Annotated in this window: 21 protein-coding genes and 1 pseudogene; 5 read left to right on the forward strand and 17 right to left on the reverse strand. The window is 35.2% G+C overall.

Going from position 1 to position 25,217, the window contains the following annotated elements:
* The first annotated feature begins 276 nt into the window (after nucleotides 1-276).
* On the forward strand, nucleotides 277-1,281 hold the full coding sequence (locus AB3U99_RS20475; RefSeq protein ID WP_400242607.1) for a transposase: 1,005 nt from the start codon (nucleotides 277-279) through the stop codon (nucleotides 1,279-1,281).
* Nucleotides 1,211-1,861, forward strand: coding sequence for a hypothetical protein (locus AB3U99_RS20480; protein WP_400242608.1), 651 nt, complete (start codon nucleotides 1,211-1,213; stop codon nucleotides 1,859-1,861). Before AB3U99_RS20475 ends, AB3U99_RS20480 begins: the two co-directional genes overlap by 71 nt.
* A gap of 91 nt (nucleotides 1,862-1,952) precedes the next feature.
* Here AB3U99_RS20480 and AB3U99_RS20485 read toward each other — a convergent pair whose 3' ends face one another.
* Complete coding sequence (locus AB3U99_RS20485) at nucleotides 1,953-3,203, reverse strand: ATP-binding protein (protein WP_400243591.1); 1,251 nt, start codon at nucleotides 3,201-3,203, stop codon at nucleotides 1,953-1,955.
* 243 nt (nucleotides 3,204-3,446) lie between these two features.
* Here AB3U99_RS20485 and AB3U99_RS20490 point away from each other — a divergent pair, with 243 nt between their 5' ends.
* A complete protein-coding gene (locus AB3U99_RS20490; protein WP_400243592.1) occupies nucleotides 3,447-3,734 on the forward strand; it encodes a VOC family protein in 288 nt (95 codons plus the stop codon).
* A 542-nt stretch (nucleotides 3,735-4,276) separates the two neighbouring features.
* Here AB3U99_RS20490 and AB3U99_RS20495 read toward each other — a convergent pair.
* The 5 genes from AB3U99_RS20495 to AB3U99_RS20515 form a co-directional block, all read right to left on the reverse strand.
* The gene (locus AB3U99_RS20495) at nucleotides 4,277-4,405 is read right to left on the reverse strand and encodes a hypothetical protein (RefSeq protein ID WP_400243593.1); all 129 of its coding nucleotides are present in this window, start codon (nucleotides 4,403-4,405) and stop codon (nucleotides 4,277-4,279) included.
* Between the two features lie 86 nt (nucleotides 4,406-4,491).
* Nucleotides 4,492-5,343, reverse strand: a complete 852-nt coding sequence (locus tag AB3U99_RS20500) for a Cof-type HAD-IIB family hydrolase (protein ID WP_400243594.1) — start codon at nucleotides 5,341-5,343, stop codon at nucleotides 4,492-4,494.
* A 428-nt stretch (nucleotides 5,344-5,771) separates the two neighbouring features.
* Nucleotides 5,772-6,347 carry a hypothetical protein gene (locus tag AB3U99_RS20505; protein WP_400243595.1) on the reverse strand — a complete coding sequence of 192 codons (576 nt, stop codon included), beginning with the start codon at nucleotides 6,345-6,347 and terminating at the stop codon, nucleotides 5,772-5,774.
* A gap of 595 nt (nucleotides 6,348-6,942) precedes the next feature.
* The gene (locus AB3U99_RS20510) at nucleotides 6,943-7,497 is read right to left on the reverse strand and encodes a GNAT family N-acetyltransferase (protein WP_400243596.1); all 555 of its coding nucleotides are present in this window, start codon (nucleotides 7,495-7,497) and stop codon (nucleotides 6,943-6,945) included.
* Nucleotides 7,498-7,672: 175 nt separating this feature from the next.
* Nucleotides 7,673-8,194, reverse strand: a complete 522-nt coding sequence (locus AB3U99_RS20515) for a VanZ family protein (protein ID WP_400243597.1) — start codon at nucleotides 8,192-8,194, stop codon at nucleotides 7,673-7,675.
* 261 nt (nucleotides 8,195-8,455) lie between these two features.
* Between AB3U99_RS20515 and pepF the strand changes: the two genes are divergently transcribed.
* A complete protein-coding gene (pepF, locus tag AB3U99_RS20520; protein ID WP_400243599.1) occupies nucleotides 8,456-10,264 on the forward strand; it encodes an oligoendopeptidase F in 1,809 nt (602 codons plus the stop codon).
* A gap of 67 nt (nucleotides 10,265-10,331) precedes the next feature.
* Here the strand turns inward: pepF and bglA are convergent, their stop codons facing one another.
* On the reverse strand, nucleotides 10,332-11,771 hold the full coding sequence (gene bglA / locus AB3U99_RS20525; RefSeq protein ID WP_400243600.1) for a 6-phospho-beta-glucosidase BglA: 1,440 nt from the start codon (nucleotides 11,769-11,771) through the stop codon (nucleotides 10,332-10,334).
* Nucleotides 11,772-11,984: 213 nt separating this feature from the next.
* Between bglA and AB3U99_RS20530 the strand changes: the two genes are divergently transcribed.
* Nucleotides 11,985-12,695: a GntR family transcriptional regulator gene (locus AB3U99_RS20530; RefSeq protein ID WP_400243601.1), complete on the forward strand. Its 711-nt coding sequence runs from the start codon at nucleotides 11,985-11,987 to the stop codon at nucleotides 12,693-12,695.
* 357 nt (nucleotides 12,696-13,052) lie between these two features.
* Here AB3U99_RS20530 and AB3U99_RS20535 read toward each other — a convergent pair whose 3' ends face one another.
* The 10 genes and pseudogenes from AB3U99_RS20535 to AB3U99_RS20580 all read right to left on the reverse strand — a co-directional run bounded on the left by AB3U99_RS20535 (nucleotide 13,053) and on the right by AB3U99_RS20580 (nucleotide 25,214).
* Complete coding sequence (locus AB3U99_RS20535; protein ID WP_400243603.1) at nucleotides 13,053-14,738, reverse strand: methyl-accepting chemotaxis protein; 1,686 nt, start codon at nucleotides 14,736-14,738, stop codon at nucleotides 13,053-13,055.
* A gap of 255 nt (nucleotides 14,739-14,993) precedes the next feature.
* Nucleotides 14,994-15,788: a DUF4097 family beta strand repeat-containing protein gene (locus AB3U99_RS20540; protein ID WP_400243604.1), complete on the reverse strand. Its 795-nt coding sequence runs from the start codon at nucleotides 15,786-15,788 to the stop codon at nucleotides 14,994-14,996.
* Complete coding sequence (locus tag AB3U99_RS20545) at nucleotides 15,781-16,341, reverse strand: HAAS signaling domain-containing protein (RefSeq protein ID WP_400243605.1); 561 nt, start codon at nucleotides 16,339-16,341, stop codon at nucleotides 15,781-15,783. The genes AB3U99_RS20540 and AB3U99_RS20545 overlap by 8 nt, the downstream gene beginning before the upstream one ends.
* A complete protein-coding gene (locus AB3U99_RS20550) occupies nucleotides 16,334-16,657 on the reverse strand; it encodes a PadR family transcriptional regulator (RefSeq protein WP_254415754.1) in 324 nt (107 codons plus the stop codon). Before AB3U99_RS20550 ends, AB3U99_RS20545 begins: the two co-directional genes overlap by 8 nt.
* Nucleotides 16,658-16,822: 165 nt before the next feature.
* Nucleotides 16,823-16,960, reverse strand: a pseudogene (locus tag AB3U99_RS20555) (PD-(D/E)XK nuclease family transposase); the annotation flags it as partial.
* Nucleotides 16,961-17,082: 122 nt separating this feature from the next.
* Nucleotides 17,083-18,351 carry an aspartate aminotransferase family protein gene (locus AB3U99_RS20560; RefSeq protein ID WP_400243606.1) on the reverse strand — a complete coding sequence of 423 codons (1,269 nt, stop codon included), beginning with the start codon at nucleotides 18,349-18,351 and terminating at the stop codon, nucleotides 17,083-17,085.
* A 47-nt stretch (nucleotides 18,352-18,398) separates the two neighbouring features.
* Nucleotides 18,399-20,354, reverse strand: a complete 1,956-nt coding sequence (locus AB3U99_RS20565; protein ID WP_400243607.1) for a U32 family peptidase — start codon at nucleotides 20,352-20,354, stop codon at nucleotides 18,399-18,401.
* An 826-nt stretch (nucleotides 20,355-21,180) separates the two neighbouring features.
* Nucleotides 21,181-22,008, reverse strand: a complete 828-nt coding sequence (locus tag AB3U99_RS20570) for an undecaprenyl-diphosphate phosphatase (RefSeq protein WP_400243608.1) — start codon at nucleotides 22,006-22,008, stop codon at nucleotides 21,181-21,183.
* A 165-nt stretch (nucleotides 22,009-22,173) separates the two neighbouring features.
* Entirely contained in the window at nucleotides 22,174-24,219 is a 2,046-nt protein-coding gene (locus AB3U99_RS20575; protein ID WP_400243609.1) for a dipeptide ABC transporter ATP-binding protein, read from the reverse strand.
* A 56-nt stretch (nucleotides 24,220-24,275) separates the two neighbouring features.
* Nucleotides 24,276-25,214 (reverse strand): ABC transporter permease, encoded by a 939-nt coding sequence (locus AB3U99_RS20580; protein WP_400243610.1) that lies wholly within the window; start codon nucleotides 25,212-25,214, stop codon nucleotides 24,276-24,278.
* Nucleotides 25,215-25,217 lie beyond the last annotated feature (3 nt).

The raw sequence follows: 25,217 nt of genomic DNA on the forward strand, positions 1-25,217 counted from the left end.
GTACACGAACTAATTTACACCAACCCATCAAACATATTTTTTATTACTTATATCTAGAGGTAACTATTTATGAATCCCCCAAAAAATATTTTACAATATAGAGGAAGATTATAATTTAAGTTCATAGATTTTTATTGACAACTATATCAAACTATTTTACTCTTCCTCTTATTAGAAAGATTAAAATTCAGAAAAAAAACTTACGCGGAATAAATAACACCAACCATGTTTATGAGTTATAATAGACTTATAAATTATTTAAGTTGGTGTTTATTTATGCGTACAAAAAATCGGTTAAATCCAGTTGAATCTATTTACTATACTCCTGAGATTACACATTGCCCTAAATGTGAAGGCAAATTAACATACTGTCATCCTGTATGGCGGAAAACCATCTCTACTCTTAAAGGTGAATTTAAAGTAATCAATCTAGGTTACAGATGCGAAAATAACTCCTGTGATAATCATATCGTTTATCGCTCTGCAGAGGCTGAACAACTCAGTATGAAACATATTACATATGGAATGGATGTCATTGCTCATATTGGTCATTTACGCTTTAAAGAACATAAAACACGATTAGAAATTACCGACATACTAACGGAGAAGCAGATTAAAATCTCTGAAAGACAGGTTCAAAAACTCTATGAACGCTACGCGTTACTACTTAGGTCATCTGTCGAAGAGAACACGAAAGAAATTTTAGAGAAAGTCGTAGAAGAAAGTGACGGATTAATCCTTTCTATTGATGGCGTTCAACCTGAAAAAGGAAACGAAACACTTTATGTAATCCGTGAGGTACTAAGTGGAACTGTCCTAGCTGCACACAATCTAAAGAGTAGTGCATCTCAAGAATTGGTTGGGATTATTCAACCCATCATTAATTGGGGTTACCCAATTCAAGGGTTTATTAGTGATGGGCAACAGTCAATCCGTTTAGCGATTGAGAAAGTCGCACCAAACATTCCATATCAGTATTGTCAGTTCCATTACTTTAAGGATATTGCCAAACCATTAGTGGAAAAGGACCGAAAGTTAAAGACAAATATTAAAAAGAAGCTAAGGGGAATTCGAGATATCGAGAGAAAAATAGAAGAATCCCCTTCAGAAAGCTTAGAAGATGAAATCGCAAGTGATTATGTGGCAGCCATTCGCTCCGTATTACTGGAAGATGGTAAGCCCCCGTTTGAATTACCTGGTACTCGAGTCTATGAACGAACAAAATCAATCAAAGACTCGATTGAAAAATGCCTGGATAAAAAAGGGGACTCTTTTACTTGAAAAGCTATTCAGAATAGTCAGTAATGTTGATAACTTTAACTCAGATTATCAACTTGTGAAACGTTGGGACCTGCGTTTTAAACGGATTGCCACTATTATGGAGCCATCTGAAAATAAAACAAGTTCTTGGGTCGAAAATAGACTAAAACAGTATCTAGATCATATTAAAAAAGAGCTTAATCGGGAAGAGGATCATGCGTTTGTGGATAATCTTTTAAGATATAGTAATGGCTTTTGGAAAGGACTTTTTACTATATACGATTTCCCTCTCTTACCTAGGACGAACAATGATTTAGAACTATTCTTTAGACGTACAAAAGTAAGGCATAGGCGAATAACTGGTAGTCGAACTTGGAATCGTTATATTGTTCGTCATGGTGAAAACATTGTTTTTGTTGAAGGTGTTACAGATGAACGAGACGGTTTGAATAAGATAAGGAAAGCTGACTATTCTACCTATAAGAACGAAGCTAATAAGTGGAATAACCGGATACTTGAACACACAAAACAGAGAAGGTTTAAAAAGGACCCAAATGCATATTTACTCAATATTGAGAGCAAATGGAACGAGCACAACTAACCTATTGTGTTAGTTGTGCCGTCTAAGAAAAAAAATAGGCCTTCCATAAGGAAGAACCAATTGTAATTTTATTCTAGTAATCTAATCATCCTTAAACTTTTGCTAACGTAATTCTAAACATTGTACCTTGCCCTTTTTTGCTGACAACAGATATTTCTCCCTTCATATCTCTAATAATCCGATATACCAGGGTTAGGCCAATCCCCGTTCCCTTATCTTTCGTGGAATAATACGGTGTTCCTAATTGTTTCACCTGTTTACTCGTCATTCCTATTCCATTATCTTCAATTTCAATATAAATTTTTTCTCCTAAAGCATATGCGCGGACAGCTAATATACCATTCCCATTCATGGCTTCGACACTATTTTTCATCATATTAATCATCGCCTGCTTAAATTCATTCCTTTTCCCTTTACAATGCAGATTATTAGGGATCACAGCATCAATTATAATATTATGATTATTTGTATAAGAAGTCATTATCTCCATAACGCCTCTCAATTCAGCTGTAATATCCAAATGGTTTTCTTCTTCTTTTGATACTGGTTTTGCCATTGATAAATAATCACTGATAATTGTTTCTGTACGTCCTAATTCCTCTAACGATATTTCAATGTATTTCCTTTGTTTTTCAGACAAATTATGGTCGTCATATATTAGTTGCAGAAATCCTTTAACAGATGTCATCGGGTTTCTTACCTCATGTGCAACAGATGCAGCCAATTGGCTTACTACATTTATTCGTTCAGCCATTTGAATTTTATTCTGATTAAGGATTTTCTCTTCATTATATTGAACCATGCTGATTACGATAAATAATGCTCCCCAAGTAGTAAACGTATAAACCAATATGAAAGGAAGCTGAGTTATTCGATCTGTTATGAAAACATATAAAACTCGCGTAAAAGCACACAGCCAATAAACCCCCATTATGATTTTCCATTTCTTTTTAAATGTAAGAGTTACCAATTTATTTTTTAATATCAGGATAATTGCAGCTGCAATCGTGTAATTTAGAATATTTATGTAAAAGGCATTCCCTATCAAAAAATATTTATCCCCAATCAAAATTACGGTTAAAAGGATATTCGTGCTTAATTCACCATAGACAAACGCTAATAAAATGGGCACCACTTTAAGATCATAATAAAACCCCTCCCCCATCTCAATCGGATGCACCATCGTGAGAACAAGCATCATAAAAAGGATAAAAGAAAAATTTGAAATTAATTTTTTTCGCTGTGAAATTTCTTCTTTACTAACTAATAGATACCAAACGATTGGTAAGATAATCACTAACAAATGATAAGATAATTGTTCGATGGTAGGAAAAGCTAACAATTGTAGTAACCAGCCCTTCTAAGTAGTTTTACCTACTTAATTATTCGAGCTTTTCCGCTAAACTCCTTTTAAAATACCAAGTTATTCCTCGACAAATTCCGAGTATACTTATTTTCCCAGAAAAAAACATCTATTCATGATTATAATTGGATAATAGAACGAAAGATATTTATTCGATTTAACATAGATAAGAAATTCTCCTTCAAAATAAATATCAAAAAACATGAAGGGAGACAGAAAGATATGTTTAGAATTGGAAGTATTTTCATTCCGGTTACGGACTTAGAGAAAGCAAGCAAATGGTATGAAAAAAAGCTTGGCGTAAAGAAAATTGATAGGTGGGAAGATGGGGTCGGATTTTGTTTTCCAAGTGGTTCCACTCAGCTTGCATTAATTCAAGTTGATAACCGGCAATCCGCTGAATTTATACTAAAAGATAAAGAAAAAAACCCCTACTTTAATTTTATTGTTGATGATATTGGAGAGGCATATGAGTATTTGAATACTAACGGAAAAAAACGACAGAAATAAAAGATTTGGGTGGGATGAAATACTTTGATTTCTTTGATTTAGATGGAAATCCATTTAGTGTGGTGGATGAACCAATTGATTCGCCTTTCCATAGTGTAAATATTCAAAAATTACAAAATAAAACTTTTTAGTCAATTTTGTAGAAAGCGAAAGAGGTTGGGACATAAGTATTCCAATTAGTAATAAACACGAATGTCTAAAGAAGGTTTCAATAAAGTCTGTTGCTATTACCCGCAGTCAGAATACACTTCGCTTTCCATGGGGCGAGCGCCAAGCCTCCTCGTCGCTAGCTCCTGCGGGGTCTCGGACTTTCTCGCAGCTCCCATAAGAATCTACGTGTATTCAGACTGCTCAGTTCTTCCATATAATTAAATTTTTCTATTAAAAATTTTTTTAGAAAAGACTCAAAAAAACGACTTAGTTTTTACATGTGACTATATTTAAAAACATAAATAACCATCAGGAGAAAGTAGCTTTATTTAAGAGCTAAATTAGAGATAGTTCGTCTTTACAGATTGGCTATTTAGTTTTTTCCCAGCCTCTTAGTCTTCTGTTTTATCACTTTGGTCTTTATTCCGTTTATTTCCTTTACCGTTATCACCGCTAATACTAGATTGATTTCCCTTTGGTGAGTTTTGATTTTTGCTGCCACTGTTATATTTCTTCGTCATTTTTTCACGCTCCTTTCTTTTTCCCTCTAAATAGGTTTTCCAGATGGAGCTATGAATAATATGGTAAAAAACAACAAATTCATTCGTTACTTGAATCTAGATGTTAGGAAATGACAAACCCCATCTTCATCACAAGTTAACTCTGTTATTTCTGCTGCTATTTCTTTAATGTGATCTGGTGCATTTTGCATAGCAACTGGCATAGAAACGAATTGAAGCATTTGGATGTCGTTATCACTATCTCCAATTCCCATTGTCTCTTCCGCTGATAGATTAAATTTCTCTAACATTTGCTTAATCCCAGTGGCTTTGTTTACATTCGCAACCATTACCTCTACATTATGACCAGAGGAAGTAGATGCAGTAAAGTCGACTTCTTTTCTTAATTCTTCCAATACCTGTTTCCATTGATTAATATGTTCTTTCGTTCGAGCAAAGAAATAAAACTTCGAAAATTCGCTTCCCTCTATTGTATCCTTCCAAGCAATTTTTCCTTTGATTGCTTCTTTTCGAGAAAGCCATTCATTGATTCCAACACTTTCTGGCTTCGGTTCCCTGATTTCATGCATAACATACTCCTTATCCTGATTTAATGTCATGCGAGAAGCACCATATGGGAAAAGCTCATAATATACTTTATGCTCTCTTGCCTTTTCAATAATTGTTTCAACTAATTCTAAAGGTAGGGTATGCTGAAAAATAGGCTCTTTCCCTATATATCCAGCCATGCCGTTGGATGTAACATATCCATCCACTTCAAACCCTTCTGGCACGACAGATGTAATTTCGTCAAAGGACCTTCCTGTTGCTATAAAAACGAAGAAGCCCTCCTTTCGTAAATCATCAATAATCTCTTTCGTCTTCAGACTTACCTGATTCTGATGATTTAAAATAGTTCCATCCATATCTAGAAAAATAGCCTTAGGCTTTTGTAACAAAATAAATCCCCCTTTATTAAATCTCACTCGCAAGTATACACCTCGTTACATTTTTGCTCAAATGCATCGATTGAGCAAGATTAGTCAATTGCTATAAAATCTATTTCGAGACTCTAGAAATTTTGCTAAAAAAAGAGGGTGGGACATAAGTATTCCAGCCATAGAAAAGCCCGAACAACTTTGCGGAATTTCCGTATGGTTGTTCGGGTTATTATTAGTTTTATAAAAGATTATTTCAGTAAAGTTGGTGTTATTACCCGCAGGCGTGCTGAACTGACCCGGCGCATAGAGTGTCCGGAGCGCAATGGAACGAATTGGCTTTCACACTTGACTATATTTAAAATCATAAATAACTAGTATGAAAAAGCAGATCTAAATTAGACATTGTTCGTCTTTACAGATTGTCTATTTAGTTTTGTCCCAGCCTCTTATTGCACCTCTTCATTCTTATTAATCCTAAATTTCAACAGTAATTTAGTAAACCAGAATGCTACAAACACAATCACTAAATCCAAAAGGAATAAATGAAAAGCATTCACCCCTCTATGAAAGGTTACTACTCCAATTGCTTTTTCAATATTAGCAAGAACAAAAGCATTTAGCGCACTTAACAATATTGTTAGTATATAAAAGTTTTTCTGGTGATTTGTAGCATATTGATATACTAATATATACCCTACTGGAAGAAAGGAACCTGTAATATTTAACGCATTAGGAACAATCGGAAATAGAAAGTATGTATGTGTTAAAAAATTCCCTCTACTAAGAGTAAGATCTATGTATGCCCATAGTAAATGAACAGTATAGCCAAAGAACAATATTTCAAATAATCTTCTTCTATCAATAGCAATAAACAGAATGATTAATGGGAAAATTAATGAAATAACAATGAGCCAAAATTGCCATGTCGTATAATCCGAAAATTTATCCCAATAAGAAATGTATAAAGAATGCACTATGTCATTCTGTTCATTAATTTTTTCCCAAAATTCTTTATAGTTCACTTCATTCATCTCCTACTTAAAGTTTCCATTATAAGAGGAGGTTAGTAAACATCTTCCATAATAAGGTTGAAAAAGTTGTTTACTTCACTAACCAACAAATTATAATGTTCCTCCTTAAATAGTTTGTACAATATATCGATAAATACTCATAAATAATGGAATTGCTTATGTATAACTTGCAAGTTGGGCTTAAAAAGCAAATAACCAAGTGTTTAGTACACTTGGCTTTTCGAAAAAAATACCTTTACAGTTCAGATTTAAGCTTTTTTATATATGGAGGAATTACATTTTCACGGCTGCAATTGTGGCAATAGTATTGCTTTACCATGTCATCACATAAGTACGTTTTTAGCACAAACGCTGGAATACGTTGAGGCAATCCACAATGCTGGCAGAAAAATACGTACTCAACCTTTTTCTTCATGGACCTCACTCCATTCATTCAGTTTCCACGCTTACTTGATTCCATTGCTGCTAATACTTTTAAACAATTCCTTTTCATTTTTTATTTACTTCCATTATACTCCTAAAATGAATGCAGCACATGATTAATAGTACATAATTTTATACATCTTTCATCTATACTAGGATAACTTTACTTGATTTTCTTCCCATTCTCTTGAGACTCCCATTCTTCTCTTAAAATCCCCATGCGAATAGAATCATAGTATACTCCATTATAATAGCGGCACTTTCTCATTCGCCCTTCCATCGTCATCCCAAGCTTTTTGCCAACCTTAATCATTCGCTCATTGCCTGACCATGTCGTATACCCGACCCGAACTAGTGGCATTTTGTTAAACAAATGGTCGATCCAAAGCTTTATCACTCTTGTTCCATATCCACCGCTCCAATAATTTGGATCATAAATAACAATCCCCATCTCTAGCCATTTGGATGGCTCGTGTTCCCAATAATAGCCGACGGTGCCAATCAGTTCTCCTTGCACATCAATGGCCCAGTAATCATCTCTCTCTAGGTAGCGTGCCTTTTTTGTCAAGAACTCTTCGTAACTTATCGCTTTATGGGCATAATACGGAGCATCCCATTTTTTCCATTCAGGTGAATCCTCTTTGAATGCCAGTGTCCAAAGACGATAGAGATCCTCCTCATTAATTGGTCTTACTATCAGTTCTTTATCTTGATACACTGTTCGGCTCCTCTCTCTTCATTAAATACATGGGACTGTTCAAAACCTGCCAGCTCATGATGATTACTTAGTTGGTGGCTTTATTTTCCGAGGTTGTCTATTAGTTGCTTTCAAAACCAATAATAAACCTTTTCAGGGATCTCAGGCGGTTCTTTTGATTCCGTTTAAAAGGTCATCAAAAGAATCGCCCCTTTGTACCCTTACGTTTTATTAAAACGGTCCCTAGATACCCAACAAGTAACCCTAATAATACTCCAATTCCATCAATAATAATGGCGTCTTGCCAATGACCTGTTCTACCTGGTACAAAGCTTTGATGCCATTCATCTGAGAGTGCATAAAGGAGTGCAAGGGCACCGCTTAATACATACACCCATCTTCGTTCTAAGCTTGTATGCATGAGTGTTACAAAAAGAAGAAGGCTTAATAGACAATAGCCGATAACATGTCCTGCTTTACGAAATAGAAATTCTATAAATCCATAGGGATCTGCATCGGAGGAAACAAGCTGTCCATCGTACTCGAATTGGATTGATGGTAAAGGGACATTAGTAAGATCCACTTTATCTCGCAAGAATGGCTTAATATCTTGTTCCTGATATGGCATATGTGAGAAGAAGAAGATAATTAACATAGAAGCAATACAAATAAACACTAATAGATAAAATCTTTTTTTACGGGAAATTTTCAAGGGCAATTTACATTCATTCCTTTTTATTTAATCGATTTTCAACAATTTATTTTATTAAAAAATTGTAAAATTTAGTGAAATGATAAGATGTATTTTCCATTATACAATTATTCTTATAATAAAGCGTAGCCTTTTTTGCCTTCATTCCTAATTTAATACCAATGAATAATTAAATAAACAAAATATTCCCTCTTTTAATACATTTATTGTATAATCAAACTAATCGTTTCGAATAACGAAATAGTTTGTTAGAGAAGGAGAATGAAAATGAATAAAGAGATGGCAAAGACGCTTTACCGTTCAGAAGTTCCTTTAGAACATACTTGGGACCTACGCGATTTATTTGAAACTGAAGAGGGATGGAAACAAGAAATAGTATCTATTGAAAAGGATATTCCTACTGTCACTCAATATAAAGGTAAGTTTCATCAGAATGCTACAATTTTATTGGAATGCTTAAAAGCGAGAGATACACTAAATGAAAGATTGTCGAGAGCCATTACCTATGCAAATCTTAATCAATCTACAGATGGATCAAATCCTGTTTACCAAGAGAACGATGCTATTGTTTCTTCACTCTATGCAAAAGTCAGTTCTAGCCTATCCTTTATTGATTCTGAAATCTTAACGCTATCAAACGATAAAATAAATACATACATGAGAGATGAAGAAGAACTGCAGGTTTTCTCCAAAACACTAAATGACCTAATGGAAGCAAAACCACATATGTTAACACCAGAAACAGAAGAAGTATTAGCAGCCTTTGGTGAAATCCATAGTTCTCCTTACATGATTTATCAAAGAAGTAAAACATCCGATATGGAATTTTCCTCTTTTGTAACAGATAACGGGACGGAATTTCCGTTAACATTCAATTCCTTTGAAAAGTACGAAGAATCCTCTGATAAAGAGCTTAGAAGAAAAGCATACAACTCTTTTACTGAAGGGCTAAGTCGCTACAAAAATACGTATGCAGCTACCTATGGAACAGAAGTGAAAAAACAAGTAATCGAATCTCGTCTACGTAACTATGAATCTGTAACCGATATGCTTTTACAAGAACAGCAAGTAACAAAAGAAATGTATCATAACCAGCTGGATACCATTCTCACAGAATTAGCACCACATATGCAGAGATATGCGAGATTAAAGGAACGTGTTTTAGGTTTAGATAAAATCCATTATTGTGACCTAAAGGCTCCACTTGATACAACCTATGATCCTGAAATTACATATGAAGAAGCATCTAAGCTTATTTTAGAGGCACTTGATGTGATGGGACCGGAGTATATGGAGATAATGGAAAAAGGCTTAAAGGATCGTTGGGTAGATTTAGCTGATAATCATGGAAAACGGTCAGGTGCCTTCTGCTCGAGTCCGTATGGAGCACATCCTTATATTTTAATGACATGGCATAATTCTATGCGAAATACATTTACATTAGCACACGAGCTTGGACATGCAGGACATTTCGCTCTTGCAGGAAAAAATCAAATTATCTCCAATACTCGACCGTCCCGTTACTTTGTCGAGGCACCATCTACTATGAATGAAATGCTCTTGAGCAAGCATATTATAAAAAAATCTACTAATGCGCAAATAAGAAGATGGGTAATCCTTCAATCTTTAGGGACGTATTATCATAATTTCGTTACCCATATCCTAGAGGGTGCATTACAAAGAAGAATCTATGACCTAGCAGAACAAGGAACGCCAATCACAGCTAAAGTTTTATGTGAGCAAAACATCGCAGTCTTAAAGTCATTCTGGGGAGATAGCATAGAAATAGACGAAGGTGCCGGGCTAACGTGGATGCGCCAACCACATTATTATATGGGACTTTATCCATATACTTACTCTGCAGGACTAACAGCATCAACTGCTGTCTCTCAAATGATTGAAGAGGAAGGAAAGCCCGCAGTGGATCGATGGCTAACCGTTCTAAAAGCTGGCGGCACATTAAAACCATTTGAACTAATGAAACTAGCAAATGTCGACATGTCTACACCAGAACCAATCCAAAAAGCAGTAGCTTACGTTGGAAGCTTAATCGATGAACTAGAGGCAAGTTATTAAAAAAAAGACTAATTAGAAAAAGAAAGGAAGGGGCAATAATAACTCCCCTCCCCAACTTTTTCAATTTTTATAGCTTTTCCCCATTGGATTTAATAACTTCCTTGTACCAATAAAAGGAGTCCTTTTTCGAACGATTCATCGATCCGTTTCCTTCATTATCCCGATCAACATAAATCATACCGTAACGTTTCTTCATCTCACCAGTTGTAAAGGAGACAATGTCAATAATTCCCCATGGAGTATATCCAATCAAACCAACTCCATCATACGTTACTGCTTTTTCTAAAGCTTCAATATGAGCCTTCAAGTACTCGATTCTTTCTCGATCATGAATGGATCCATCCGCTTCCACCGTATCGATTGCTCCAAAGCCATTTTCTACAATAAACAATGGAATTTGATAGCGATCATACAAACGATTTAGTACATAACGAAGACCTGTCGGATCAATCGACCAGCCCCAATCACTGGCTTTGATATACGGATTTTCGACCGCATTCGGTAATCCTCCGTTTATAATATCCCCCGCATTATTATTTGTCACATCACTCTTCACAGTTGTAGACATATAGTAACTAAAACCTAAATAATCCACTGTCCCATTTTTTAAAATTTCTTCATCACCAGGCTCGAAAGTAATAGAATAGCCTTCTCGTTCAAATTCCTTTAAAGCGTATTTAGGATAGAATCCACGGACTTGTATATCTGGGAAGAAATAGCGTTGTCTCATCTCTTCTTCCGCTAACATAACATCCTCTGGATTAGAAGAATACGGATAGATCGGAATATGAGATACCATTGCACCAATTTGAAAATCTGGATTTATTTTTTTCCCAATAGACACAGCTAACGCACTTGCAACTAGCTCATGATGTGCGGTTTGATACATTACCTCTTTTGCATTCTCCCCTTCTTTTACTGTTACTCCTGAATTTGTCCATAAGAATAACGGGCCAGAGACATCCATCTGATTATTAATTTCATTAAATGTCATCCAATATTTCACTTTATCTTTGTAGCGGCGGAAGCATACTTCTGCAAATCGCACAAAGCAATCCACTACCTTTCTATTTCTGAAACCACCATATTCTCTAGCAAGATGTAGCGGCATTTCAAAATGAGATAGGGTAATAACTGGTTGAATTCCATACTTTAATAATTCATCGAATACTTTATCATAAAACTGTAAGCCTTCTTCGTTTGGTTCTAATTCATCCCCTTTTGGAAATATTCTGCTCCATCCAATCGAGGTTCGTAAGCACTTTAAGCCCATTTCTGCGAATAAAGCAATATCTTCCTTGTATCGGTGATAAAAATCAATAGCTTCATGGTTCGGATAAAATTGTGCTTCTTCAATGGTGTCTGTTATTTTTCTTGGCACACCATGAGCACCTGCTGTCATAACATCTACAACACTTGGGCCTTTTCCTCCCTTGTTCCATCCCCCTTCAAATTGATGGGCAGCTAAAGCACCACCCCATAGGAAATCCTTTGGCATTTTACTCATCGCTTCTTCCTCCTTCTAATTTATCATGCATTATTCGTATGTTTGTTACTCTTCTGTATCACATTTTCAAACACCATATCTCAACACTATAATTGTATCGGTATAATATTATAAATACAATATAATATTTTTATACCCTGTTAATTATAATGAGTTTTTATAACAGTTATGCTATAATCCAGCTATAAAGTTAAAGATAATTGAGGTATGTAAATGTTAAAATACCAGCAAATCGCAGAAGAAATGGAAAGATATATTGAAGACCATGGACTTAAACAAGGAAGCAAGCTACCCGTCATCGAGGCATTAATGAAGCAATATGGGGTCAGTAAAAGCACGATTATAAAAACATTGGAGCTTTTAGAAAAAAAAGGCATTATTTTTCAGGTCAGGGGCAGCGGTATATTTGTAAGAAGACAAAACCGAAAAGGGTATATCAGCTTACTTTCAAATCAAGGATTTAAAAAGGATTTAGAAGATTATGTGCTAACTTCAAAGATAATTGAGTTAGAAGTAAGAAAACCAACAGAAGAAGTCTCTATTAATTTAAATATGGATCTTAATGAGGATGTATATTATGTAAAAAGAATTCGCTATATAAACGGACAAACCCTTTGCTTAGAGGAATCTTGGTATAATAAATCGATTATTACCTATCTAAATAAGGAAATCGTTTCTGAATCAATTTTCCATTACATCACAGAGGGATTGGGATTAAAGGTTGGCTTTTCGGATGTATATTTACAAGTAGATAAGTTAAATGAGGAAGAAGCAGCTTTTTTAGGATTAGAAAAAGATGCTCCTAAATTATTAGTAGAAAGCATCTTTCATTTAACAAATGGACAGCCATTTGACTTTTCAAAAGTCACTTATAACTACCAGCAATCCCAGTTTTTTATTCAGGCAAATAGCCATTTCTTTTAATTTAAACTACTAAAAGAGGAGTCACATTAAAAGGAGACCACTGAAAAACTACTACTTAACGATTATTGAAGGTGGAAGACTGTTAAAATTAGAGGTTTGCGTTTGTTTTCCGAGGCGTCCGCTCGCTTTCCATGGGGCGAGCGCCGAGCCGCTTCGTCGCTTCGTCGCTTTGCTCCTGCAGGGTCTCGGACTTTCTCGCAGCTCCCATAGGAGTCGAGCGGTCGCCTCTCCAAACTAACATATTATTCGCTTTCAAACACCTAAATCCTAATTGGATTTGGATAACTATACTTTTTCAGTGCCCTCCATTAAAAGTGCTCCTCTTTTTATTTCTAAAATGAAAAAGAGTGTTCTTCTTTAAACTTTAAATCGAGAGACTAATTGCTGAAGTTCCTCTGACATTTTAGATAAGGCAATGCTTGAGCTTGTTATTTCTTGGAAGGAAGCGGTTTGCTCTTCTGTTGCTGCAGCAACACTCTCTGTTCTTTCTAACGTTTCACGAGAAGTATGAGCAATTTCCCCAACAGACTCTTGTACCTCTTGAACTTCTGCCGTAATTTCTTGTGTTGTTTCAGCCATCTTTTTAATATGATCAGCGATGGATTCTACACGATCTAGAATTTCCTTTATATGTTCATTTGTAGTATCAGATAATTTCGTTCCAGTATTTACATTTTCTTTTACTAACGACATATTTTTTTCCGTAGCATTAGAATGATCATGAATAGAGCTAATAAGTGTATGAATTTGACTAACTGAAGTACCTGTCATTTCTGATAGTTTTCGGACTTCTTCTGCAACAATTGCAAAGCCTTTTCCATGTTCTCCTGCTCTTGCTGCTTCAATCGATGCATTTAATGCTAGTAAATTCGTTTGATTTGATATATCTTGAATGCTTGCTAGTACCTGATTGATTTCATTTGTACTTAATACAAGGGACTTTAACCCATCGCCTGCCAAATCAACAGATGCATGAATTGCCTCCATCTGTGTTTGCATTTCTGCCAACGCCAACTCCCCATCCTTTGCTTTTTCTTTAATAAGTAGGGACTCATTGGCAACTTCACTAGCGGTATGTGCTACATGCTTAATATTATCCAAGGAATTATTAACCTCTATTAAACTGTTTTGAGTAAGTCTATCTTGCTTATTCCCATTCTCAGCAATTGTTTGAACAGCATCTGCTACCTGCTCTGCAGCTACGGTTGATTGTTCCATACTAGAAGCTAATTCATCAGATGCAAGTGCCACATTTTTAGAAGTTTTCCCTACACTTCCTATCATCAACTGAAGCGATCCAACAAATGTGTTAAACGAATTTGCTAAATGACCGAATTCATTTTTCCCATTTACGTGCACTCTTTGTGTTAAGTCACCTTCACCAGATGCGATATTTTGCAATTGACTATTTATTTTGTTTAATGGACCCAAAATAGACTTTAGTAAAATAAAACCTAAAACGATACTTAAACTAGTTGCAATAATAATAATAACGATCAATATCATTTTTGTTATTTCACTATTTTTTTGATTTTGTTCTTCAAGTAGAATGACATCTTGATTGATGTGTTCTACTAATTCATTCACAGCTGGATCTAGTACTTCTTTTCTCAATGTACGTAAATCCTCAAAATGTAGCTTTTCTGCTGAAGCTTTATCCTCCCTATAAACCGTGGACACTTGATTACTTGTCGTTAAATACGATTGAAGACTAGAGTTAAAAGCCTTGATACCTTCTTCATATACACGATAATTCGATAGATTTTCCATTGTTTTCAAAGTCTCATTTAACTCCGATTTTTTGCTATTGATTCCATCGATATATTCATTATTCCCTGTAAGAAGAAAGCCTCTTTCATCATTAGAAATTCCAGCAATACGATATTGCAAATGCGTAACAAGACGCTGCATCTCTTTTGCATTCGTAAGCTCTTTACTATTTGTTATTAAAGCTTGCAGGCTAGTATTGGTATATATGCCTATTCCTAACATAGATATAATTAAGATGAAGAAAATTAGTGCTAATTGATATTTTATTTTCATTTTATCCCCCTGAGTTTTACTTGCCTTTCACAAAGCTATTTTGTTTATCATTTTTATTTCTTAGCTATGTACCTACTATATATCGGAGACATTTATTATTTATATAGTTTGTATACGATACCAATTTTCTTAAATAATTATTTTTTATAAAAGGTGTTCCAATACTTTTCTGAACATACAAAAATAGACAACTTCTGTATAAAGTTGCCTTTTTAGAAAATCAATTAATCGATCTATTTTTTTTAAATGACTATATTATTTCAACACCTGAATTTTTCCATTATTCGTTTTTAATTTTACCAGATTCTCTCCATTCCCAATCACTGTGCTTCCTTTATATTTATCCAAAATGTTAATGCTACCGTTATCGACTCGGACATCAAAAGTTACATTTGTCGGCTCATTTTCTGTTTCAATTTCGATTCTCCCATTATTCGTTTCTAATTGAATGGGTTGATCTAAAGTAGCTGTTTTCATGAATATTCTTCCATTATTTGACTTCCCTTTAATAGTACCACTCACATGCTCAAGTGATACTCTCCCATTATCAGATTTGACTTCTACATTTTGTGATTGGACGTTTTTCATTTCGATTCTGCCGTTATTACTTTCTGCTTTAACCTTGTCAATATTTAGATCTGCCAGATGGACCTTACCGTTATCATTGTTAATAGTCATTATTTGATACTGCTTCTCAGGCAAAGTAACCCTTATTGTAAGGGAATTATTAAAATCAAGATGAAGAAACCCAAACTGTCTTTCTTCCCATTTTACAACGAGCGTCTCTCCTTCTACCTTAGCAGTGAAATTTGTCATCGTTTCCTTAGAGCCTCTTCCAAACACCTCTACTTTTGTTACTGTATCTGTCGTTGGTATAATTTCGACCCCTGCATTATTTGACTCTAATTCTATTGTAGTAATATTACTTTCTTCGAACACTTTTTCTTCCGCGATATCTATTCCATTATCTCGAAATGTAAGCAAACTGCCTATCGCACCGATTACAATTAGAACAATTCCAATAATCACAAATTTTTTCAAGTTAATCATTCTTTAAGCCACCCTTCACCAATTTAGCATTGAAGTTTAAGTATCTGACGAATCCTTTCATGGAAAGTTTAGTAATATAGAACATACCTATCACAATAAAAATTCCCAATCCTACAAGTAAAATCGACATAAACAATTGGAAAAACGCAAATCCATTTGGCTGTACCATGCTATCCACAACTACAAGTACTGGAGAAAGGATAAAAGAAGCTCCGACAATCCAGCCAGAAACAATAAGTGCTGTTAATGCAATAAACGGACCAAGAACGATAACAATATTAAAAAATCCTAAACCGATCACTGCCCATATAGCTCGAAAAATATTTCCTGTTGAAATCGTATTTTCTACTTTTTCAAGATGATAGGAGGCTAATAATTCCTTTGCAATTTGCTGTGGTGATCCTAAAGAATGAGCAATTTCTTCCTCCATTTTCCCCTCTTCGATTCCCATAAAAAAATGCTCTTCATAATCATTCATAATATCCTTTTGCTCCTCGGACGGAAGCTTTTGTAATCCAGCCTGTAACTGTTTTAAAAATTGTTCTTTAGTCATTATTCACACCTTCTTTTATTAATTGATTTACACCTGTGGAGAATTCATTCCACTCAGCAATAAGTTCGTAAAGATAGGTTCTTCCTTTGTCTGTTAACTTATAATATTTACGTGAAGGACCTTCTGTTGATTCTTGTAAGTAGGTTGTAAAGTACTCTTCCTTTGTTAACCTTCTTAGAAGCGGGTAAACTGAACCTTCTGAAATTTCAATCTGATTTGATATCTTTTGAACAAGCTCGTAGCCATAGCGATCTTTTTTGTCCAAAAGTACAAGCACACATAACTCTAATACGCCTTTTTTAAACTGTACATTCACCTTTTCCACCTACCTATATTCATCGATTAGTACCTTATATAAAATAGTACTAAAAAAAAACAATACTTCATGTTTATAATATATCATCAAGTATTATTCATTGCAAGGTACTGATTAAAAAATATATTTATTTTTCTAAGAGACTGATTATAGGAATGTTAATAATCATTGGATATTAGGGAATAAAACGAAAGCCAAAATATTAATAGCAAGTACTTTTGAGACATCTTCATATTTACCACCTATCTCAAATTCACCGATAATCAATTTTGAAGTATAATATAGGCTTCTTTTAGGGAAAAATCCTTGTTTTCTTAATGTTTATCAATTTTCGACCGTGGGTTAAATCAATACGAAAAGAGACTTAAGTAAAGCAGCCAAGATCACAAGAGAGGGACTGCTGCAAAAGCAATCCCTCCTTCCAATTACAATGTCTGCAGCACTTTTTCTAAGGATGATACGAAGTCATCGATGTCTTCTTTCGTTATAACTAGTGGTGGCTGAAGAGCTAATACATCTCTGTTTAGACCGTTTTTTCCAATTAAAAATCCAACTTCTTTTATCTTTTCTAAAATTTCATCTGTTCGTTCTGCGGATGTAATCATTGGATCTAGTGACTGAATTTGTACTCCTATCATTAGTCCAGTCCCCCTTATTTCTTGAATGAATGGAGAATCTATTTGTCGTAACTTTCTTTTTAAATAATCACCTAATACATTTGCCTGTTCTACTAAGCGATTATTTTCTATATATTGAAGAACATTTAAAGCTGTTTGTGCTGCCACTGGATTACCACCAAAAGTGGAAGCTGACGGTTTTGTAAATGCATTTGCAATTTCATCTCGGGTAGAGAAAGTAGATATGGGAATCCCATTTCCTAAAGCCTTCGCAGTCACGATTATATCAGGGACAATCCCATAATGTTCTACCGCAAACATTTTCCCCGTTCTTCCATAGCCGGTCTGTACTTCATCAATTATAAGAAGCACTTGATAGGCATCCAGCAATGCTTGCACTTTTTGTAAATAATCTTCTGGATACATAACAATGCCACCATTTCCTTGAATAGGCTCCAGAATCATAGCAGCAATGTTTTCTCCATGTTCTTTTAAAATTAATTCCAATTGTGCTAGCGATTGAGCCATCGCGTCATCTTGACTTACCTCCATAGAGTATGGACGATCGATAAAATAGATATGCTCTTTCACTAATTGATCGTCTAAACGCCACATGGGAATTCCAGTCACACTCAAGGTTAGATGCGTTCTTCCATGAAGACCTCCCTGCAATGCAATAAATCCTTGTTTTTTCGTAAACATTCTTGCCAATGCCATGGCACCTTCGTTCGCTTCTGAGCCTGTTACACAAAAGAATGTTCTTGTTATATCTCCCGGTAAAATTAGAGCGAGTTTTTCTGCAAGTTCAACCATCGGCTGTGTTAAATAAAGCGTTGTCGTATGCTGCAAATCATTTAATTGTTCGATTGTTTTCTTTGTAATTTCTGGATTAGAATGTCCACAGTTCATTACAGAGACTCCTGCATAAAAATCCGTATACCTTTTATTCTGCTGATCAAATAGATACTGCATGTATCCTTTTACAATCTGAGGCGGATTTTTGTAAAAATGGCCCGTTGCCGGGAAAAAATATTCTGCTCTTTTAGTGAGTATAGATGCTGGTCCACTAAAACTCATCGTAATCACTCCTTCCTAATATTTTCAATGCAATCTCTTTCGCAAATCTATTTATTCAATAGAGGAATTTGCTTTGGACTCTTGTAAGTTAAACACCCAGCAGTATACCCCGCTCTTACAGATGACATAGAAGCAAATAGTTCCTTACTTCTTGCAGGGAAAGCAAGAGCTTCTTGATACACTTTTATAATATACTTTAGTTCTTCTGTTGTATAAGTCTGTCCTTCAATCCGACAGCGTAACTTTTCCCCAAAGCGAAGTTCACCTAAAATGGGAAGTAAACAAAATTCCTTCGATGTGTACAAATGATTTTTGCGATTTTGATCCATATAAACAGGATTTTCTCCTTTATCTGTAGATAGAGTTAGAATTTGATTATCCACATAAAGATTATCTTCTTTTTCCTCACTAGAGAAAGCAACCACATTATTATATAAATTATGATTTAAGTACATTACTCTTAATGGTCCATGTACAATTAGTTCAACATGCTTATACGCACTACTTATAAAACTCGCTAACTGATCTGATTTCATTTCAATAGAGGCTGTATATGCACTCGCCCCAAGTCTTTCGTAAAATTCCATTGCTTTTGCATTAAAAATGTTTATATTATAATCTGTAATAATCTTATACTTTGTTCCGTATTTTGAAATTGCGCCTAAATTGGAAACCAACAACCCATCAAAGTATGTACCATGCATATCTAGATATTGATCGATGATATCAAATTGTAATTCATCCATCATTTGTGGCAAGTCCAAATATAGTTCTGTCGCATTTTTCATGCCTACTAATTGCTTTAACTGCTCTGTAGTTAACGGTGTATCTGGCAATAAAACCTCACTTGGTAAGTAGATTCGTTCTACACCAAGTTCTATACATGCTTTTGCCTGCTCCAAATTATTTACCTTCACAGATAACTTTTGTGAAGGATACGCTTCGGTGTTATAGTGACTAAGCTCATCCTCCATTTTGCTAATCGTTCGTTCTATTAGTTTAGGCTCTTCTGTAGGAGTAGAAAAAACTTTTCCTGTTGAATAAAATTTACCCGTCCCTTCATAACGGGTATTAATAAAATCTAATCCTGGTTCTGAAAATGCATACGCCGTTGTAAAATCACGTTTTCTATTTTTGTATAATTCTTCCGCTCCTTCTTTGCGCTGGAATGCTAGTGGATTCTCCAAATAACGGTCGATTGCGTCCCCATATGCATTTACTAAGTCAACAATAAAGTCTGTTTCCCTCATTCTTCCTTCTATTTTAAAGGAAGTAACACATGCATCTATCAGTTCAGGTATATGCTCATACATATACATATCTTTAGCGGCTAGTGGAAATCCTGTGTTGTAAACAAATCCATCTTTTTTCATCCGGTATGACCATCTACATGGCTTAAAACATCTACCACAGTTCGAACTATTCCCCCATATAAACGAACTATAATAACAATTAGAGCCATTGACTGTACACATATCACCATGAATGAAATATTCTGTTTCTATATTCAATTGGTTTTGAATTAACTTTGCCGTTTTTAAATCCATTTCTCTTGGTAAAACAACTCTTGAAACACCAAATCCCTGCAATGCTTTTACAAATTCCAGGTTATGTGCATTCATCATGACAGAAGAGTGAAGTTCAAATTGATTGAACTTTCGCTCTTGGCAGATTTGGAGAATTCCTAAATCTTGCACAATAATTCCGTCAACCGAAATACTATTTAGAAAATCTAAATATTCAACTGCTTCATTTATTTCCTCATTGCTAACTAAATTATTCACTGTCACATATAGCTTCTTTCCTTTTTCACGAGAAATGTTCAAAGCTTCACAAATTTGTTCGTTAGAAAAATTATATCCCTTCCTAATCATTCTCATATTTAGTTTTGGCCCGCCAATATAAATGGCATCGCAATTTGACTGTACAACTTCCTTAAAGATATCCATTGTACCAGAAGGAGCTAAAAGCTCGATCTTTTTTCCATTAAAAAATCTGGTCATATCTTCATCTCCGGTTCATTTAAGGGTTAAAAACTTGGGGTGATTAAGAAAAAAATCTATTTGGTACCATTCGCCTCCATTCCATTAAACTACATGCTATTCCCTATTATAATGAATGAATTTTTGACAAACTACGAATGTCATAAAATGCTCATATTTAATTAACAGATAGTTCACATTTTGTCTATATTAAGAGAAATTATATTTCTAAGGTTTGTTATGAATCAAACTTCCAACAACATTATAGCTCCTCTAAGAATTCCCGTCTTTATATTCTTTTTGGAATCTCATTCCTATTTTTAGGAATTATCCCCTCAAAAAGGGAAGGCAAAAATAGTGAATAATATTACAGATACGGCTCAAGAAAAGCAACTTTCTCGGGTTTATTTTTATTTACATGCAGATTCTAGGAGCCATCACCATATACGTGATGAATTCAAAGTGAATAATAAAGCTAATGAGCGAAAAATAAAGAGGCTGGGATATAAGCATTTCAACTAACAATAACCGCGAACACTTAGGTAATTAATTTGCATAAATGTTCGTGTTTATCATTTGGGGAAATGGTTTAAAAACGAAGTAAAATGGAGCGGAGGACGCTCGACTCCTGCGGGAAATAGAGACGCTTTAGACCCCGCAGCGCAGCGAGGAGGCTCAGCTTCCTCCCCGGCGCATCGAGCGTCTGTAGCGCAATGGAACCAATTAGTTTACTATATTTTCAAATATAAATAACCAGTATGAAAAAATGTTCGTCTATAGAGATTATTCATTTAGTTTTGTCTCAACCTCCATTTATTCTTCAGTAAAAATATTTCTTAAAAAGTTTTTAAAATAAGTAAGTTATTACCAACAAAATCGATCCAACAATGAAGCAGTAATAAGCAAAATATTTTAAATTACCCTTTTCCATAATCCCCATTAGCCATTTTACAGAGAAATAGGTAAAGAATAGCGAGCTGATAAAAGCAACAAAATACGGCAATGCCAACGTTTTTATATCAGGACTATTAATCATATCCGTTACTCCAAGAATAGCACCTCCAAGACTTACAGGGATGTAAAGCATAAAAGAAAAACGCAATGCTGTACTTTGTTTCATTCCCAATCCAATCGCTGCTATAACAGTAGATCCAGATCGGCTAATACCTGGTATAAGAGCAATCATTTGAGCACACCCAACAATAATGGCATCTTTCACGGATAAATCACCATCTCTTTTTACACCCTGCATATTTCTAATAATCCATAAAGCGATACCTGTAATTAATAACGTAATGGAAATAGTATAAAAAGAGGTAAAATAATCAGCAATATAATCCCCAAAAAGTACGCCAACAACACCGGCTGGAATTGTTCCAATAATTACATAAAGGGAGAATCGAAAATCAGCTCTATAGCTTTCCTTTCGAGTTTTTATATACAATAAACTATGCATTATTAATTGCTCTATATCCTTTCGGTAAATGAAAACAATCGCAATTAAAGAAGCTGTATTTGTAATAATCTCAAACGATAATCCTCTCTGCTCAATTCCAAGTAGCCTTTGTGCGATAATCAAATGACCACTTGAAGAAATCGGGATAGGCTCAGCTATACCTTGGATTGCTCCTAAAATAAAATACTTCACAATTAACAGAAAATCATGTAATTCCACTATTCAACCTCCAACACGTCTAGTATTTTCCTAGTATACGAGAAAACGAGATAGAAATACAGGGACCACTTGCTACTATTTTCATATTCTATTAAAATGTATCCGTTTTAAAACCTACTATATTAGAAAAAGCAAGGAAGCATCAAAAAATCGCTTCCTTGCTTCTTAAGCCATTTCATTATCCATTGCTTCACTATAATGACAAGCAACCCATCTTCCTTGCTTTACCTCTCTCCACTCTGGTACTTCCTTGCACTTTTCTGTAGCAATCGGACAACGAGTCCGAAATCTACAGCCTGTTGGGGGAGTGATTGCACTGGGAAGATCACTATTCAAAACAATACGTTCTCTACGTCGTTCTACTTTCGGATTCGGTATCGGGATAGCTGATAATAATGCCTTTGTATATGGATGCAATGGTTCACTATATAACTCCTCTGCTGGAGCAAGTTCCACTAATCCGCCTAAATACATCACACCAATTCGGTCACTAATATATTTCACCATCGATAAATCATGGGCAATAAACAAGTAGGTTAACCCTTTTTCCTTTTGAAGCTTTTTCAATAAATTAACTACCTGAGCTTGAATGGATACATCCAAGGCTGAAATAGGTTCATCTAAAATCAAAAATTCTGGATCTACTGCTAAGGCACGAGCAATTCCAATTCTTTGCCGTTGACCGCCTGAAAATTCATGGGGATATCTGCTTGCATGTTCTTTTTGAAGGCCCACCAATTCCAGTAAGTCCTTCACCTTTTCGGTCCTTTCCTCTTTCGTTTGATACAATTGATGGATATCCATTCCCTCTGCAATAATATCTTCCACGGTTTTCCGTGAATCAAGAGATGCATATGGATCCTGGAACACCATCTGCATTTTCCGATGTATCTCCTTTTTTTCGTCCTTCTTTACATTTCCATTAATTTTCTTTTTATTAAAAACGACATCTCCGTATGTCGCATCATATAACTTTAATATGGTTCTGCCAGTCGTTGATTTTCCACACCCGGATTCACCGACAAGCCCGAGTGTCTCTCCTTTCATAATGTGGAAACTAACATCATCAACCGCTTTTAATGTTAGATTTTTATCTAACGGAAAATACTTTTTAAGATTTTTCACTTCCATAATTGGCTCACTAGATAGATATCGATTCACCTTCTTATCTTCTATCTCCGGTGATTTCTGGACTAAAGAAATACCTTTTTCATTCACACTTACTGGAGGAGTAATCTTAGGAGCTTTTTCGTGAAGCAGCCAGCTTGCTGCATAATGGGTATCAGTAATTTGATACATTGGTGGTTCTAATTGATAATCAATAGCCATCGCATATTCATTTCTTGCAGCAAATGGATCACCCTTCGGAGGATTCATTAAGTTAGGTGGTGATCCTGGAATAGAGATTAATTCCCCTTTCGTATCTAAGTTCGGCATAGAACTTAACAGTCCCCAATTATAAGGATGCCTTGGATCATAAAATATTTCATCAACCGTTCCTTTTTCGACAATTTTCCCAGCATACATAATAGCAACAGAGTCTGCAATATTGGCAACAACTCCTAAATCATGTGTAATCAAAATGATAGCAGTCCCTGTTTTCGTCTGTATATCTTTTAATAAATCGAGAATTTGTGCTTGAATAGTCACATCTAGTGCAGTTGTCGGCTCATCTGCAATTAAGATTTTCGGATTACATGCTAAAGCCAATGCAATCATTATCCGTTGTCGCATGCCTCCAGAAAATTGATGAGGGTATTGATTATATCTTAGTTCCGCATTTGGAATTCCGACTAACTCAAATAATTCTAATGCTATTTTCTTCGCTTCTTTATTCGCTATTTTCCGATGCTTTCTTACACTTTCTACTACTTGCAATCCAACCTTCATCGTTGGATTAAGAGCAGTCATTGGATCCTGAAAAATCATCGAAATTTCGGAGCCACGAATATTTTGCATCTTTCTTTCAGATAGGGAAACTAAATCTTGCCCATTAAATAGAATCTCCCCTTTGCTAATATTCGAGATTCCTTCTGGTAACAATTTCATTATCGCTCTAGAGGTTACCGATTTTCCTGAGCCAGATTCTCCTACAATTGCGAGTGTTTCTCCTTTCTTTAGAGAAAAATCAACTCCTCTTATCGCTTGAACTGTCCCGGCATATGTTTTAAAGGAAATGTGCAAATCCTTCACTTCTAAAATTGTCTCCATTTTCTATGCCTCCCCAAAAAGTCTATCATTCTATCATTATGTATAGCTGCTCTGAACTACTTTCTCAATTTGGGATCAAAAGCATCTCTTAATCCATCTGCTAATAGGTTAAAGCTCACCATTAATCCTGTGATGATGATAGCTGGATAAATCAATAAGTAAAATTGATTTCGCATGGAGTGGAAACCATCGTTTATCAAAACTCCAAGGGAAGCTGCCGGTTCTTGTAATCCGAGTCCAATAAAACTTAAAAATGCTTCCGTAAAAATAGCGCTTGGAATGGTAAACATCATATTAATAATAATTAAGCCAATCGTATTAGGAATCATGTGATTGACAATAATCCGTTTATTTCCTGCCCCTAAAGAACGCGCTGCAAGAACGAATTCTTGATTTTTATATTTTAAAATCTGTGCTCTTACAATCCTAGCCATATTAACCCAACCTGTAATAACCATTGCAACCGTGATGGTAAAAATCCCTGGCTTCATCATCATGATTAATAGGATGACAATAACCAAGTGGGGAATGCCCATAAGAATTTCAATAACTCGCTGCATCATGCTGTCAACTTTCCCACCGATTAATGCAGAAATCGAACCAAAGGTTACCCCAATTGCTAAGTCAAGGACACTAGCTAAAAGGGCAATATATAAAGATATTCTTGTCCCTTCCCAAATTCTTGTCCATTGATCTCTTCCAAACTTATCGGTACCGAGCCAATGTTCTCCGTTAGGAGGTTGATAGGTTTTATCATAATCCGTTTGATAATAGGTATAGCCGTTCAGATAAGGACCAAAAATCGCAAGCAAAAGAATTAATAATAAAACAACTAAGCTAGCAATAGCCGCCTTGTTCTTTTTTATGCGGATCCATGCATCTTTCATAAAAGAAAAAGAGTGCTGTGATATTTGTTCTAGCTCCTCCTGTTTCCTTCCAACTACTTTGAACAGTTCGTCGGGTAACTGATCAATTTTACGATTTGGTTCTGCCATTTA

The sequence above is a fragment of the Niallia tiangongensis genome, from assembly GCF_044704065.1.
In the GTDB taxonomy this organism is placed as follows: Bacteria; Bacillota; Bacilli; order Bacillales; family Cytobacillaceae; genus Niallia; species Niallia tiangongensis.

Bases quoted from the DNA above. Each gene is read 5' to 3' on its own strand.
- AB3U99_RS20560 (WP_400243606.1), bottom strand. From the start codon at position 18,351: ATGAGTTTTAGTGGACCAGCATCTATACTCACTAAAAGAGCAGAATAT.
- AB3U99_RS20540 (WP_400243604.1), bottom strand. From the start codon at position 15,788: ATGATTAACTTGAAAAAATTTGTGATTATTGGAATTGTTCTAATTGTA.
- AB3U99_RS20475 (WP_400242607.1), top strand. From the start codon at position 277: ATGCGTACAAAAAATCGGTTAAATCCAGTTGAATCTATTTACTATACT.
- AB3U99_RS20565 (WP_400243607.1), bottom strand. From the start codon at position 20,354: ATGACCAGATTTTTTAATGGAAAAAAGATCGAGCTTTTAGCTCCTTCT.
- AB3U99_RS20495 (WP_400243593.1), bottom strand. From the start codon at position 4,405: ATGACGAAGAAATATAACAGTGGCAGCAAAAATCAAAACTCACCAAAG.
- AB3U99_RS20580 (WP_400243610.1), bottom strand. From the start codon at position 25,214: ATGGCAGAACCAAATCGTAAAATTGATCAGTTACCCGACGAACTGTTC.
- AB3U99_RS20575 (WP_400243609.1), bottom strand. From the start codon at position 24,219: ATGGAGACAATTTTAGAAGTGAAGGATTTGCACATTTCCTTTAAAACA.
- pepF (WP_400243599.1), top strand. From the start codon at position 8,456: ATGAATAAAGAGATGGCAAAGACGCTTTACCGTTCAGAAGTTCCTTTA.
- bglA (WP_400243600.1), bottom strand. From the start codon at position 11,771: ATGAGTAAAATGCCAAAGGATTTCCTATGGGGTGGTGCTTTAGCTGCC.
- AB3U99_RS20530 (WP_400243601.1), top strand. From the start codon at position 11,985: ATGTTAAAATACCAGCAAATCGCAGAAGAAATGGAAAGATATATTGAA.
- AB3U99_RS20535 (WP_400243603.1), bottom strand. From the start codon at position 14,738: ATGAAAATAAAATATCAATTAGCACTAATTTTCTTCATCTTAATTATA.
- AB3U99_RS20545 (WP_400243605.1), bottom strand. From the start codon at position 16,341: ATGACTAAAGAACAATTTTTAAAACAGTTACAGGCTGGATTACAAAAG.
- AB3U99_RS20490 (WP_400243592.1), top strand. From the start codon at position 3,447: ATGTTTAGAATTGGAAGTATTTTCATTCCGGTTACGGACTTAGAGAAA.
- AB3U99_RS20480 (WP_400242608.1), top strand. From the start codon at position 1,211: ATGAACGAACAAAATCAATCAAAGACTCGATTGAAAAATGCCTGGATA.